The sequence below is a fragment of the Alkalihalobacillus trypoxylicola genome (genome assembly GCF_001590785.1).
Taxonomy (GTDB): domain Bacteria; phylum Bacillota; class Bacilli; order Bacillales; family Bacillaceae_D; genus Alkalihalobacillus; species Alkalihalobacillus trypoxylicola.
The window spans coordinates 22,442-35,905 of the sequence record NZ_LTAO01000009.1 but is presented as its reverse complement, the minus strand read 5'-3'; the positions used below and the strand labels follow the sequence as shown (position 1 = coordinate 35,905).

At 33.5% G+C, this 13,464-nt stretch carries 16 protein-coding genes; 14 read left to right on the top strand and 2 right to left on the bottom strand.

What is annotated here, in order from left to right:
- Positions 1 to 129 precede the first annotated feature (129 nt).
- Both AZF04_RS06330 and AZF04_RS06325 read left to right on the top strand, forming a co-directional pair.
- On the top strand, positions 130 to 834 hold the full coding sequence (locus AZF04_RS06330) for a FadR/GntR family transcriptional regulator (protein ID WP_061948026.1): 705 nt from the start codon (positions 130 to 132) through the stop codon (positions 832 to 834).
- A gap of 142 nt (positions 835 to 976) precedes the next feature.
- Entirely contained in the window at positions 977 to 1,711 is a 735-nt protein-coding gene (locus AZF04_RS06325) for a sulfite exporter TauE/SafE family protein (protein ID WP_061948025.1), read from the top strand.
- A gap of 37 nt (positions 1,712 to 1,748) precedes the next feature.
- Here the strand turns inward: AZF04_RS06325 and AZF04_RS06320 are convergent, their stop codons facing one another.
- Positions 1,749 to 1,997 carry a ferredoxin gene (locus AZF04_RS06320; RefSeq protein ID WP_045484192.1) on the bottom strand — a complete coding sequence of 83 codons (249 nt, stop codon included), beginning with the start codon at positions 1,995 to 1,997 and terminating at the stop codon, positions 1,749 to 1,751.
- Between the two features lie 450 nt (positions 1,998 to 2,447).
- On the opposite strand from AZF04_RS06320, the gene AZF04_RS06315 reads away from it, so the two are divergent.
- Genes AZF04_RS06315 through AZF04_RS06295 form a run of 5 tightly spaced genes read left to right on the top strand, consistent with a single transcriptional unit; the run spans position 2,448 to position 6,311 of the window.
- Positions 2,448 to 3,515 carry a YpbB family protein gene (locus AZF04_RS06315; RefSeq protein WP_061948024.1) on the top strand — a complete coding sequence of 356 codons (1,068 nt, stop codon included), beginning with the start codon at positions 2,448 to 2,450 and terminating at the stop codon, positions 3,513 to 3,515.
- Positions 3,502 to 5,007: a RecQ family ATP-dependent DNA helicase gene (locus AZF04_RS06310; protein ID WP_045484186.1), complete on the top strand. Its 1,506-nt coding sequence runs from the start codon at positions 3,502 to 3,504 to the stop codon at positions 5,005 to 5,007. Before AZF04_RS06315 ends, AZF04_RS06310 begins: the two co-directional genes overlap by 14 nt.
- Position 5,008: 1 nt before the next feature.
- A complete protein-coding gene (locus AZF04_RS06305) occupies positions 5,009 to 5,557 on the top strand; it encodes a CPBP family intramembrane glutamic endopeptidase (RefSeq protein WP_061948023.1) in 549 nt (182 codons plus the stop codon).
- A gap of 19 nt (positions 5,558 to 5,576) precedes the next feature.
- Positions 5,577 to 5,813 (top strand): hypothetical protein, encoded by a 237-nt coding sequence (locus AZF04_RS06300; protein ID WP_061948022.1) that lies wholly within the window; start codon positions 5,577 to 5,579, stop codon positions 5,811 to 5,813.
- A 57-nt stretch (positions 5,814 to 5,870) separates the two neighbouring features.
- A complete protein-coding gene (locus AZF04_RS06295; RefSeq protein WP_045484177.1) occupies positions 5,871 to 6,311 on the top strand; it encodes a DUF2663 family protein in 441 nt (146 codons plus the stop codon).
- A 124-nt stretch (positions 6,312 to 6,435) separates the two neighbouring features.
- Here the strand turns inward: AZF04_RS06295 and AZF04_RS06290 are convergent, their stop codons facing one another.
- Positions 6,436 to 6,657, bottom strand: coding sequence for a hypothetical protein (locus tag AZF04_RS06290; RefSeq protein ID WP_045484174.1), 222 nt, complete (start codon positions 6,655 to 6,657; stop codon positions 6,436 to 6,438).
- Positions 6,658 to 7,161: 504 nt separating this feature from the next.
- Between AZF04_RS06290 and AZF04_RS06285 the strand changes: the two genes are divergently transcribed.
- The 7 genes from AZF04_RS06285 (at position 7,162) to AZF04_RS06255 (ending at position 13,459) form a co-directional block, all read left to right on the top strand.
- The gene (locus AZF04_RS06285; protein ID WP_061948021.1) at positions 7,162 to 8,373 is read left to right on the top strand and encodes a M20 metallopeptidase family protein; all 1,212 of its coding nucleotides are present in this window, start codon (positions 7,162 to 7,164) and stop codon (positions 8,371 to 8,373) included.
- 124 nt (positions 8,374 to 8,497) lie between these two features.
- Entirely contained in the window at positions 8,498 to 9,031 is a 534-nt protein-coding gene (locus AZF04_RS06280) for an RNA polymerase sigma factor (protein ID WP_045484169.1), read from the top strand.
- Positions 9,024 to 9,791 (top strand): hypothetical protein, encoded by a 768-nt coding sequence (locus tag AZF04_RS06275; protein WP_061948020.1) that lies wholly within the window; start codon positions 9,024 to 9,026, stop codon positions 9,789 to 9,791. The genes AZF04_RS06280 and AZF04_RS06275 overlap by 8 nt, the downstream gene beginning before the upstream one ends.
- A 128-nt stretch (positions 9,792 to 9,919) precedes the next feature.
- On the top strand, positions 9,920 to 10,681 hold the full coding sequence (locus AZF04_RS06270; RefSeq protein ID WP_082795264.1) for a metallophosphoesterase: 762 nt from the start codon (positions 9,920 to 9,922) through the stop codon (positions 10,679 to 10,681).
- Between the two features lie 54 nt (positions 10,682 to 10,735).
- Positions 10,736 to 11,644: a MerR family transcriptional regulator gene (locus AZF04_RS06265; protein ID WP_061948019.1), complete on the top strand. Its 909-nt coding sequence runs from the start codon at positions 10,736 to 10,738 to the stop codon at positions 11,642 to 11,644.
- Positions 11,645 to 11,754: 110 nt separating this feature from the next.
- The gene (locus AZF04_RS06260; RefSeq protein WP_045484162.1) at positions 11,755 to 12,354 is read left to right on the top strand and encodes a genetic competence negative regulator; all 600 of its coding nucleotides are present in this window, start codon (positions 11,755 to 11,757) and stop codon (positions 12,352 to 12,354) included.
- Positions 12,355 to 12,544: 190 nt separating this feature from the next.
- Positions 12,545 to 13,459 carry a D-alanine--D-alanine ligase family protein gene (locus AZF04_RS06255; RefSeq protein WP_061948018.1) on the top strand — a complete coding sequence of 305 codons (915 nt, stop codon included), beginning with the start codon at positions 12,545 to 12,547 and terminating at the stop codon, positions 13,457 to 13,459.
- Positions 13,460 to 13,464: the final 5 nt, after the last annotated feature.

Genomic DNA, 13,464 nt, shown 5'->3' with positions numbered 1-13,464 from the left:
AATAGGCTCGTTTTATCTCTTGAAGCATGATAAACTTAAGTCAATAAGAGGATTATAAGTTATAGCGTTAGGAAGGCAGAAAAGTACATTTTCTGCCTTTGTTTGACGACGAAAATGTGGGGGATCATCATGTCATTAAGACCGATCAAGGCTAAGAAAATTTATGAAATGATTGCTGAGCAAATTACAGATGAAATCAAAAATGGACAGCTTCAAGCTGGGGATCGTTTGGACTCTGTACAGCAGCTAGCTACTAAATATCAGGTCGGTCGGTCTGCGATTAGAGAAGCTTTAAGTGCATTAAGAGCAGTCGGATTAATAGAAATTAGACAAGGAGAAGGAAGCTTTGTTAAGAAAATAGAACACGACTTAGCAAAGATGATTTTACCTTCTGTTGATTTATTAGAAAAAAAAGATTTAAAACAATTATTTGAAATTCGAAAAATGATTGAAACGGGCGCTGCAAAAATTGCGGCAGAAAAGAGAACGGAAGAAGATTTAGAAAGATTTGAACAAGTATTACAAGAAATGAGACAAGCATTAGGTGACGGAAAATTGGGTGAAATAGCTGATATACAATTTCACCAGGCAATAGTTAAAGCAACCAAAAATGAAATGCTTCAATCACTACTAGAAACGATTTCTGAAACGATGAAAGCAGCCATGCAAGAAGCTAGAATGACTTATTTATATGGTGACCAAGAAAAACTAACAGCGCTTTATAATGAGCACAAAAAAATTTATGAAGCCATTAAGGAAAGGAATGAGGAAAAGGCTTTTCAATCAATGATGGATCATATTTTAGGGGTTGAGAAATCACTTTTCATTCCATAGTACTTAACTTAGGAAATCCGAAAATGCTTTAGGAAATGTTTATTTTATAACCATTTTCTTATTTTATATCATAAAGAATGACAACTTCTTATTCTAGAAATAATCGTACAGTTAAGTTTTTTACATGAAGGAAAGTGACAGCATGATTTTAGAATTACTTTTTATCTTTATTATTGTTGCAGTAGGGAGCTATATTCAAAGTGTTAGTGGATTTGGGTTTGGATTAATTGCAATGAGTTTATTGCCATTTCTATTCCATTTGCTTGATAGTACTTTACTGATAATGAGTTTAACCATTGTACTAACACTACGTATACTTATGCGTTTTTACCCTTATATTGAATTTAATAGACTCTCTGTTATTCTTATTTCTGCGATTATTGGACGAATCGGGGGCTTTTTTATATTAACTCATTTCGGTGAGCTACCGATTTTAAAAAAATGGCTAGGTGTCGTTTTATTACTTTTAGTCGTATATTTATGGTTCAATAAAAAGCCGTCCCAAGGTGAAAGAAAGGTAGCAACCATTTTTACTATTTGTTTAGGATTAGTGGGGGGATTGATAGGGGGAGTATTTGCTGTTGGTGGACCATTCTTTGTTTTTTATTTTTTGACCATTTATGAGGACAAGCTAAAGTACACGGCAAATCTGCAAGCTGTATTCTTTATTACCAGTCTTCTAACTGTCGTTTCACACGGTATTAACGGTGATTTTCATTCATCGTTTATGCTATATTTCTTAACTGGTTTTGTAGCTGTCTTAATAGGTTCAGGTATTGGAGTTCGAAGCTTTACTAAATGGAAAGCTGAGAAGATTCGTATCCTTGCTATGGTTATAGTTGCTATATCTGCAATTAATTTATTGTTATTTTCATAAAAAAACTGATGGTCCTTATGGAGACCATCAGTTTTTTTTATTCATATTTTAATGGATCGCCTTCAAATGATTCATCAGCTACTTTAATTGAATCAGTAGGACATCCTTCAAGAGCATCAATCATATCCTCTTCTAATTCTTCAGGTACTTCAGTTACCCCTTTATTATCATCTAAAATAACAAAAGCAATTCCTTCATCATCATAGTCATAAATATCAGGAGCAGCCGCACCGCATGCACCACAAGCGATACATGTATCTTGGTCGACTATTGTGAATTTTGGCATTGAAAAAAACCTCCATTTTATCTTTAAGTAATCAGTCACTATATAAAAAAGAAAATAGATTTTGTTGGGCGGCTAAGTGGCCATTAACAGAATCATCATTGTATCAATCAGGGTGCTACTGTTCCTTTTTTTCTAGATAAATAAAGGACAGGTGTTTACACCGAAAAGAATGTAGAGATTATATCAAGATATTTCTTCCTTAAGTAGACTGGTGTATTGTCTTCATCTATTTTAAAGGCAAAATCAAAACTTTTCAATAACTTGATGCTTAATTTCAGAAATTAGATGCATGTTTTAAAGGAAAACGTTTATCATTGTTCATGTTGTTTACAATACGGACCTTAATGTTTACAAGAATCATAAATAAAAAAAGTTTTATTAAATAGGACATTTTCCACGTGAATTTTTGATAAAATGGTAGGTAGATGTACATAGGCGGAGGAATGATTTGTGAATTTTGATATTAGTCCAATACTTTTTAAAGTGCATCAATTAAATCAAGGACAGCGCAGTATATATAGTTCATATCATGTCCTAAAGGGCAATAAAACGATGCAAACGATACAGGATCTTCATTTATTCAATCTGAAGCCTTTTTTTGGTCTGCTGCCATTCATCACAAGAAGTGAGGTTGAGGAAAGTATTAAAAAAAATAGCGAGAAGAACATCATTCAAACTGATGAACATAACGTTATTTCCTTGACTGATAAAGGAGCATTAATGGTTGAAGAGTATTGGAATGACCATCCATATTTTGCTTCCCTGAATGGTTATTCATACTCCCAAATGGATATCATATTTTGGAATCGATGCTTACTTTTAATTCAAAGCTTAACCTCCATCAAAAACCAAAAAAAATTTAACCCAATTATTCAGGATTGGAAAATACAAGCATTTATAAAAGTTTATTTGATGAACCAAAATCAATCGGTTGATTCATTATTGCATGCTATTTATGAAGAGATCCACTCCTTTTTAGTAAGGTGTGAGCCAATCCAAGCAAGTATATTCGTTGCTTTACTCACTAGTTCAAATTCTGTTGGTCTAACATTAAATCAGGTAGCAGAGCGGGAGGACCTTACAAAAGTTGAAGCAACGCTCATTCATAAAGCCACTATACATCAGCTTATTTCTGAATTACTCATACATGACCAAAATACGATTAGTATTCTAAATAGGCTTCTTAAAGACTTACAGAAAAAATCAGAATTGACCGTTTCTACACAGAAAACGAAATCGTTGTTAGAAAACGGGTTATCAATAAAAGATATTAGTAAAAAAAGGCAGTTGAAGTCCGCGACGATTTTGGATCACATCGTAGAGTTAGCATTAGTGGACCCCCATTTTTCATTAAAGAAGTTTATGACTTTAGAAGAATACCTAATGATTCAAAAAGCGATCAAACAATCAAAGTCTCATAAATTGAAGGATATTAAAGAAGCGCTACCCGTAGCCGTTGATTATTTTTTGATTCGGTTAGTATTAGCTAGAAAGGATTTTACAAATGGATTTATCTAAAGCATTAAATCGCTGGTTTGGATATCAAACATTCAGAGAAGGTCAAAAGGAAATCATTACAAGCATTATGAATGAACAGCATGTTCTTGCAATGCTCCCTACAGGAACTGGTAAATCTATATGTTATCAATTGCCTGCTTTACTAGCAGATGGAGTGACCATCATTGTTTCACCTTTATTATCCTTAATGGAGAATCAAGTACAAGAGCTTAAAACATTAGGTATAAAGAATGTAGTAGCGATTAATAGCTTCTTAAATTACGATGAAAAAAATGAGATTTTTAGAAAGTTGTCCACGTATAAGATGATTTATCTTTCTCCTGAGATGCTTCAAAGTGAAAGGCTGATTGCTCGATTAATGAGCATGAAGGTATCTTACTTTATTATTGATGAAGCTCATTGCATTTCTCAGTGGGGACATGATTTTAGACCCGATTATATTAGGCTAAGTCATGTAATCGCTCAGCTTAATTTTCCTCCTACCTTAGCTATTACAGCCACAGCAACAGAGGAGGTAAGAAAGGACATCATTCAATTATTACATCTGAGAGATGTTAAAGAACATATTTATTCTGTCGACCGAAGAAATATTGCTTTGCGTATTGAGGAATTTTCTGAACCCGACGATAAATGGAAGAGGCTAATAAATTTAGTTGAAAAATTAGAAGGTCCTGGGATGATTTATTTTTCAAGTAGGAAAAGTGCTGAAAGAGCAACAAGGCTATTACAGCAGCAGGGACAGCAAGTGAGCTACTATCATGGTGGCATGACTAATAATGACCGAATGCTTATACAGCAGCAATTTATGCAAAATCAACTCTCGATCATATGCTGTACGAATGCTTTTGGAATGGGTATAAATAAAAATAATATCCGTTATATTATTCATTTTCATCCTCCCAAGCAAATGGAAAGTTACTTACAAGAAATCGGTCGAGCTGGTCGAGATCGTAAAAAAAGCATATCCTATCTATTCTATTCGAGTGAAGATAAACATCTCACACATCGGTTTATTGATATTGAACAAATAGAAGAAGTGGTTATTAAAAGAATTGTCGGTTTATTATCCGAACAAAAAACAATAACGACGCAGTTGGAGGAGTCTTTACAAGCGCAATTTAACCTTTCAGAATCAACTTGGAGAGTGTTTAAATATTTATTAGAAAAATTTCAATTTATTGAAAATAATCAAGTGAAAAAACTTGAGTTAAACCTTTTAATCGATGGTTTGATAAAGCATTATCAAAATAGGCGCATGAAACGTATGAAGCAATGGGAATATTTTGAGGATTTTATGAATACTCGTACTTGCAGAAGGGAAGCTATTTTGGAATTTTTTACTGAAACGTTAAAAGATAAGCCAGAAGAGTGCTGTGATATTTGTGGGTTTTCAGATCGTCGCTTTTGGAAACGAGAGAGAAATCATGTGTTGAATGCAGACAAAGTCCAAGATTGGCAACAATTATTAAAAAAGAAGCTTTTACAGGTGTGAAATGGACCAAATAAAAGGAACTGATATTGCCTGGAGTGTTTTGTTCACTCAATTATTCTTTTTAATCATCTCTTTCATTCTTAGTATAATACTTTTCCCTTCATTGAGTCATTGGAGAGCTTTGTTTCAGTGGAACTTTCAAGAAATTCTCATGATTGGCTTAATTGTAACTGCAGGCGTTATCTTTTTTAATTTCATGTTATTGCTGATTTTTGGTAGTCAATCACTAGATGATGGAGGCTTGAATAAAAAACTTTTTACAGAAATAAACATTCCGACAATCATAAGTCTTTGTATGCTTATTTCTTTCACTGAAGAGCTATTATTCAGAGGGGTTTTGCAAACAAACTTTGGATTATGGTTTGCGAGTATTGTCTTTGCCCTTTTGCACATCCGTTACTTATCAAAACCAATTCTATTATTAGGGGTAGTAAGTATAAGCTTTTTCCTTGGTTATGTTTTTATGGTAACAGAAAATTTATGGGTCACTATATTTGCCCATTTTTGTATTGATTTAATACTTGGAGTATGGATTCATATTAGAAAATAAGTAAGGAGGGTTCCTCTCAATGAATAACATGTCAGAATCACATGAAGACTGGAACGAAAATGATGAAAACTATCAATATGATTTAGAGAAATTAAACAAACCGAAGGATTTACCTCCTAGAAGTCAAAAGCATAAGAAAAAGAGAGGGGAAAGAAAGAAGAGTAAAGCACTAAATTTAATTATAGTCCGTATTTTACTATTACTTTTTCTAATCATTGTCATTGGCGCGTTTTTAGTACCAAGCTGGCTCCTTTAAAGCTTGTTCTAAATAAATGTTCTCTCTCATACTTATCAAAGTAAGGGGGAGGAGTTTATGGGAACATCTAAAAAAAATAATAACACGCCAAAATATTTTCAGTTTATGCTTACTGAGCTCATTAATCGTAAGAAAAAAATGGATAAACATGAAAAAGCAAAAATAAACTGGTCAATCTTCGTGTTTACTTCAATGGCGATTGCTTTTATATATATAATCTACACGTATTTTATTCATACAGCATCTACAAATATACGTCAATTTTTCACACTAAATACATCAACAATTTTATTGATTATGATAACGACTTTAGGAGTCCTACAGGTTAAGTATTTTAAAAAGAAAGAAGAAAAAGCTGAGAAGGAATATGAGGAATTAAGGTTAGAAATCATTGAGCGAAGCCCTGAATTTTGGCAAGAGGACCAAGATTGGTCAAAAAGGCATTTAATCTTTACACAAATTAAGTCTGAGAATGATATAAATTTATTTCATAAATAAAAAAGAAAACTCATTATCCTTTTTAGTGTCTACAGACTGTAGGAAATGCTTTCAAACTTGAATTTATTCTACAGTCTGTCTAAATACGCAGATCACCTTGAAACTAGTATCTAATAGAATGAATTTAAGCAGATTCATGGCGGTTTCCGAAAAATAAATAATTCTCTCTGCGGAAAGTAACTCCAGAAATTTGTATTTGCTCATTATTAAAATCCTGAATTTGACCAAATGCTACTGTTTTTTTGTTTTTAGAGCAATACACTTCTACGGGTAAACCTAAATTTTTACTGAACTGCAAATCTGCGTTAGTGATTAAAGATTTGTCTGTAATTTTCAAAATATTCATTATTTTCCTCCTTTTAAATATAAAACGTAAGATCATTGAAAGCGTTTTCTGATGATGATTATTCTAAGTATAAGTGTTTTATTTTGACTTTTCAATTAATTTGTTGGATTTTCTACCCTTTTTTATCCATTGAAATGTGACAAAAATTTTAAGGGTGTTAAAAAAATTGTCACATTTTAAAAGGAGCACTCTCTTAATCTATGTTATTATAAGTATAGTAAGTATACACACAGATAAGGAGTGTTGAATGATGACTTTAGTTCAACTTACAGCAGTCTTAGGAATTGGTTTATTAGCCATGCTTTTAGCTGTTATTATGGCTTTCGGCTTATTGAAATTATCCCAACTATCAAAATAAAATGTATGAATCCAAGCTGGTATCCAATCGGGTATCAGCTTTTTACGTTTCAAAATAATTCATTCAGGGCCTATTTTTGAAAATATTATTTTCTTTTTAGTAATGAGAAAGGTAGAATAAAAGAAAATAGTGGAGAAGGTGTTTCAATGATTGAACAAATTTTTGAAATGTTAGAAAACAGTGAAGATGAACTGATTGCGATTCGTAGAGAGCTTCATAAGTTTCCTGAACTATCCTTTGAAGAGGTTGTTACCCCGAAAAAGATCGCTACTTATCTTAAGGATTTAGACATTGAGCATCGTACAGAAGTGGGGGGACGTGGAGTTGTCGGTTATATTCGTGGAAAAAAGGGTGGTAAAACAGTAGCATTACGAGCAGATTTTGATGCTCTTCCAATACATGAAGAAACGGGATTACCTTTTGCTTCAACTGTACCAGGTAAAATGCATGCCTGCGGACATGATGGACATACAGCTGCTTTGTTGCTTGTAGCAAAATCTTTGAAACAACAGGAACATCAACTGCTAGGTGATGTTGTCCTTATCTTTCAATTTGCAGAAGAATTGGCGCCTGGAGGTGCAATTTCAATGATTGAAGATGGTTGTTTAAAAGATGTGGATGCTATTTTCGGTGCGCACTTATGGACACCCCTACCTTATGGAGAAATTGGTTTTCGAGAAGGAGCGTTTATGGGAGCTGCGGATCGTTTTGAGCTAACAGTGAAGGGGCGAGGTGGTCATGGAGCGTCCCCACACGAAACGGTCGATAGCATAACTGTTGCCACTTCCATTGTTCAACAGTTACAGCAAATTGTTAGCCGAAATGTAGATCCATTAAAGTCAGCAGTAATTAGTATTGGCTCATTTCATGCTGGAGAAGCTTTTAATGTGATACCGGATACAGCTAAAATTGTAGGTACAGTTAGAACCTTTGAAGAGGGAATACAATCTTTCATTATTGAACGTATGAATCAGGTTGTGAATGGGATTTGTCTTGCTGCAGGAGCTGATTATGAGTTTGATTACAAAAAAGGTTACCCTACTGTTGTGAATTCAAAAACGGAAACGGAAAAATTAGTACAGTGGAGTGTATCTAATCTTAAAAATCAAAAAGTTATTGAAATAGATCCGGTTATGGGAGGAGAGGATTTTGCTTACTATTTAAAGCATGTTCCAGGAAGCTTCTTTTTTATCGGAGCAGGTAATGAATCGTTAGGAAAAACATATCCACATCATCATCCAAAATTTGATTTTGATGAAAGCGCGTTGTTAGTCGCAGCAAAATTATTAGCAACAGCAGCCGTTCATTACTTAGAAGACGAAAAACTCGTAGGTGAAAATTTGGTTGAGTGCACATAGAAATTTTTGTAAATAAAGCTAAATTTACGAAAATGAAACTATATAAGAATAGAGAGCGTTTCATTATGGAATGCTCTTTTTCAACCTCAATATTCACTCATTTTGTAACATGGGGGGGAAAGAGATGGAGGAAGATTGGATAAAAAGGGCAAAAGCTGGTGATGATGAGGCCTTTCATCTATTAATGGATAAACATATAAAAACTGTAGAAAGGTTTAGCTATCAAATGGGTGTATCACAGGAAAAGGTGGATGATGTTGTCCAAGAGGTTTTTATAAAAGTTTATCGATTCATAACAAAGCAAACTCATGGTAAATTTACGACATGGCTTTATTCGTTAACATTAAATGTGATTAGAGATATGTACAGGCAAGAGCAAAGACAAATTAAGAAATTTAAACTCTTAAAAAAGAGCCAGGACTCAACATCATATATAGAATCCTATATGGATCATGACTCATTTGATTTACATGAAAAAATTCAACAATTAGATGCAAAATATAAAGTTCCTATTATTTTACATTATTTTCATGATTTGAATTACAAGGAAATTGCAGGCGTTTTAGGAGTGAGCGAAGGGGCTATTAAATCGAGAATATTAAGAGCCAAAAAAATGCTAAAGGAAAAGTATGAAAAGGTAGGTGAACATAATGGCTAAGGATCCTATTGAAGAAAAATTAAATACATTAAAAAAACAATATGATAAGATTCCGAGTCAAAACACTGCCTCTTCTATCATGAATCAGATAAAAAAGGAAAATCAATCGAAAGACTATTCCCAATCATATTGGAAATTTGGTTCAATCGCTGCTTGTATTATTCTATTCATTACTGGCGGTTTGGTTTTTCAAATGATTTCTTCTAATGAACAGGAGATGTCATCAGAAGCAGAAAGCTCTGGTGAAATCATGATGCTTGAAGAATCTGATGAGGTGGTAAATTATGATGCTGAATTAGAAATGGCAACAGAGAATAGTAGTCGAGAAATGAGTGAAGATATAGGACAATGGGAAGAGGTTTATCACCCAACTTGGAATCTCAAAATCTCACTACCTAATGAAATGTCTTATACTTTTGATGAACACTTGCTAACGATTTATCAATCTGATCGACCTCTATTCATTATTGAAAAGTGGTCAGAGGATAGAGACGTCACAGAGGAATATAATATAAAGCAGGAAGCATTAATCAATAAAGAAGATCACCCAATATTATCATCATTTCATGTACCTTTACAAAAGCACAAAAAAGCTGATTGGTTAGTTGAAGAAGGTGATGAATGGATTTATTATATTTTAGAGGAACATAATCAAGAAATACTATTTTTATATACAATTGTTCTTAATGGAGATCAAGACTTTTACGAACGTGAAGACATGATCACAAAAATGATAAATTCTATAAAATGGGAAAACTAAGTCTTAATGAATTGTGTTTTTTTTTAACGTAAGTCATAATAAATGAAAATAGTGTAAAGCCTAGTTTAGTGTAAAAATTAAGCTAGGCTTTGTTTGAGCTAATTGCTAAAAAACGGAGGAAACACTCATTGAAAAGATGGTTAGGTACGTTAATGGGAATTGGATTAGTAGGTTTAGGCTATATGGCATTTGAGGCTAAAAGAAATTCTGTTCTAACACACGAATTATCTTTTCAGAAAATCTCAAAGCATTCAAATGGTTTCACTATTTATTTTATATCAGATGTTCACGCTAGATGTATTTCTGAGGAGATGCTTCAATCTGTCGGAACATGTGATCTGATCATCATCGGTGGTGATTTTACTGAAAAAGGAGTACCTTTACATCGAACCGAGGAAAATATAAAAAGACTAAAAGCTCTTTGTAATCAAATATATTTTGTATGGGGAAATAACGATCTTGAGGTTAATACACATTTACTTGTAAAGCTTTTTAACAAATATTGGATCACTATTTTAGATAATCAAGTTTCAAGGATTATGGTAAAAAACCAGTTTATTTCGTTAGTGGGTGTGAATGAACTGCAGTACCCCATTGATTATTATTCTTTTTATAAAGAGATAAAACAGGATGATTTTGTACTTTTAATTAGCCATTACCCTAATGTAGAAGATTACTTACCATTAAATCATCCTTTTTCTCTGCTTTTGGCTGGGCACACACATGGTGGTCAAATTCGCTTAGGTAACTTCGGTTTAGAAGAAAGAGGCAGCTTAAAATGGAAACAACAGTTTGCGAGTTTAGTTAGTAATGGTTATGGAACAACTTTAGTACCTTTACGGTTAGGTGCACCAAGTGAAACTCATTTAATTGAGATTAATAAAAAATAAGATGGGTGATAGAAGTTTTTTTTTTGTTTTTGTAGTTGAAAGGTGAGAAATTCAATGAATGAAAAAGGTAAATATAATATGAAAGCTTTTTCCAAAATGGTCGGGATTCAGCCAGGTACCATAAGAGCTTGGGAGAGGCGATATTCCTTCCTAAAACCTCAGCGAAATAGCTTGGGGCACCGCTTGTATTCCGATTTAGATGTTGAGCAGATGAAGTGGATACAAAATCAGCTTGATGTGGGGATAACGATCGGACAAGCAATTGAATTATTAGGAAATGAACATCAAACATCACTTTATAATCCAAAAATAGCAGATGAATTTTCTTCTGTGCAAACGATGCTTCATGAAACAATGAACGAGTTAATGAGATTTCGAATTCATACTGCTGAACGTATCTTTCAGCCGTTTCTTCATCATTTTATTGACGATGACTTTAGATGGACTTATTTTTCTAAACTAGAAGAATTGATTAATTTAAAGTTAATGGGGGAAAATAGCCATAAAGTTCAAAAAGAATTTGTATTAAGCTTTTTCTCGAGAAAGATACACCAAGTTTCTAATCTTTTTTTAATTCAAACGCCATTTCCAAAGGTGCTTGTTATTTGTAATGAAGAATACATCGATGAATTACACTTATCAGCTATTTTTCTTCATTTGAGGAAACACCAATTTGAGGTGGTAGTTGTGGAGGCAGGATATTCAGTTCGAGATGTAGAATTACTGATTAAAGAAACAGAAGCGAGTGTTCTTATAATGTCTTTAGGGTCTCAGATTATAAATAAGAAATCATTAACACTAGTTAGACAATTGCAGGTTTTAAGTGGAATTACGATCGCTGTTGTTACTAGTAATATTAGGTTGTCCAAGCAACCTGAAGGTTTATTAAAAAATGTACAATTGATTAGACATAACAAACGAGACACGGAGAATTGGATGAAAGCATTAATATTAAATAAATAAGTTTGTCCTAAGGCTAATGATGTAGAACCTTCTTAAATAGTCTCACATACCGTATGATAAGAGGAATTTTATGTATGGTGATGATTGCTTGTACAAAAGGAGGGGCATGAGTGCGACTCGAACGTTTAGATATAAATAAGTTTAAAGCTTTTTTAACTTTTGATGATATGAATGAAAGAGGAATTACTAAAGAAGATTTATGGCAGGATGTTCCTAAAGTACATGACTTATTTCGAGATATGATGATTGAAGCCGATGATGAATTAGGCTTTAAAATTGATGGTCCGATTGCTGTAGAAGTATTTGCAATGCCAGCACAAGGTATGGTTATTATTGTGACAAAAGGCGATATTGATGAAGATTTTGATTTAGATGCTTTTGAAGAGGGATATATAGAAATGCAGGTTACGCTAGATGAATATGAAGATATTCTTTATGAATATAAGGATTTTGAAGATATTTTAGGACTAGTCGAACGTCTCTATTCATATGGTGTCATTGGCGGTGCGTTATTTTCCTATGAGAATCGCTACTTTCTTAACTTTGAAGAGTTCGACTTCGAACCTTTAGAAGAAGATGCATTCATTGCCCTTCTGTCAGAATATGGCAGTTCAGCGACGGCCTCCATTCATCGAATTAAAGAATATGGAACGACTATTATAGAAGAAAATTCAATTGAACAATTACATCAGCACTTTATAAGAAAATGAGCACTTGATGGCCACTTCGTCATCAAGTTTTATTTTGTAAAAAAAAGTCGGAAATGTATGGAATCGATCACTTTAAAACATTCGTTGAACAGGAAGATAATGATTAGAATATGTTACAATATTAAAGACTAGCAACCAAGTTTGTTTATCAGAATAGAATAGAGATACATATATTTAGGAGTGGTAACGTATGAAAATAGCCGTTTTATATGGGGGAGTATCAGCCGAAAGAGAGGTATCGATTTCGTCTGGAAAAGGGATTATACAAGCGTTGAAAAATAAAGGTCATGATGTAGTTGGAATTGATTTTTCACCAGAAAAACTCGATGAAGTGATGAATCTTCAAGTTGATATGGTTTATATTGGCTTACACGGTCGTTTTGGCGAGGATGGAAAAGTACAAGCATTGTTAGACATGCTAGAAATTCCTTATGTAGGTTCTGGAGTACTAGGCTCAGCACTAGCTATCGATAAAGCAAAAGCCAAGCTATTTTTTGAGCAAGCAGGTACTAGAATAGCTAAAGACTTAGTGGTATATAAAAGATCATATAATAAGAATTCATTTGAACATTCTTTTTCCTTCCCGGTTGTGGTTAAACCGAACCAAGAAGGCTCTACTATTGGGATTACCATTGCACAGAACGACGACGAATTAAAAGAAGGTATTGAAAAAGCATTTCAATGGGACCAAACTGTATTAGTAGAAGAGTTTATTAGTGGTAAAGAGGTAACGGTCGCTGTTATGGGTAATCAAGGAAAAGAGAAAGCATTACCTGTTGTTGAAATTATATCGAAAAATGATTTTTATGACTATGAAGCTAAATATTCGACGGGGATGAGTGAACATATTATTCCTGCATCGATTTCAAAAGAACAGCTAGCTTATGTCCAAAATCACGCCGTAATCGCGCACCGTTCTCTGAGCTGTGATATTTACTCTAGAGTAGATTTTATTGTGCCCAAAGAGGGAGAGCCGGTTATTTTAGAGGTTAATACGTTACCTGGTATGACGCCAACAAGCCTATATCCTGATGCTGCTCATGAAATAGGGTTATCCTATGATGATATGATAGAAGAACTAATTAATCTTTCCAGGAAAAAATAAAGAAT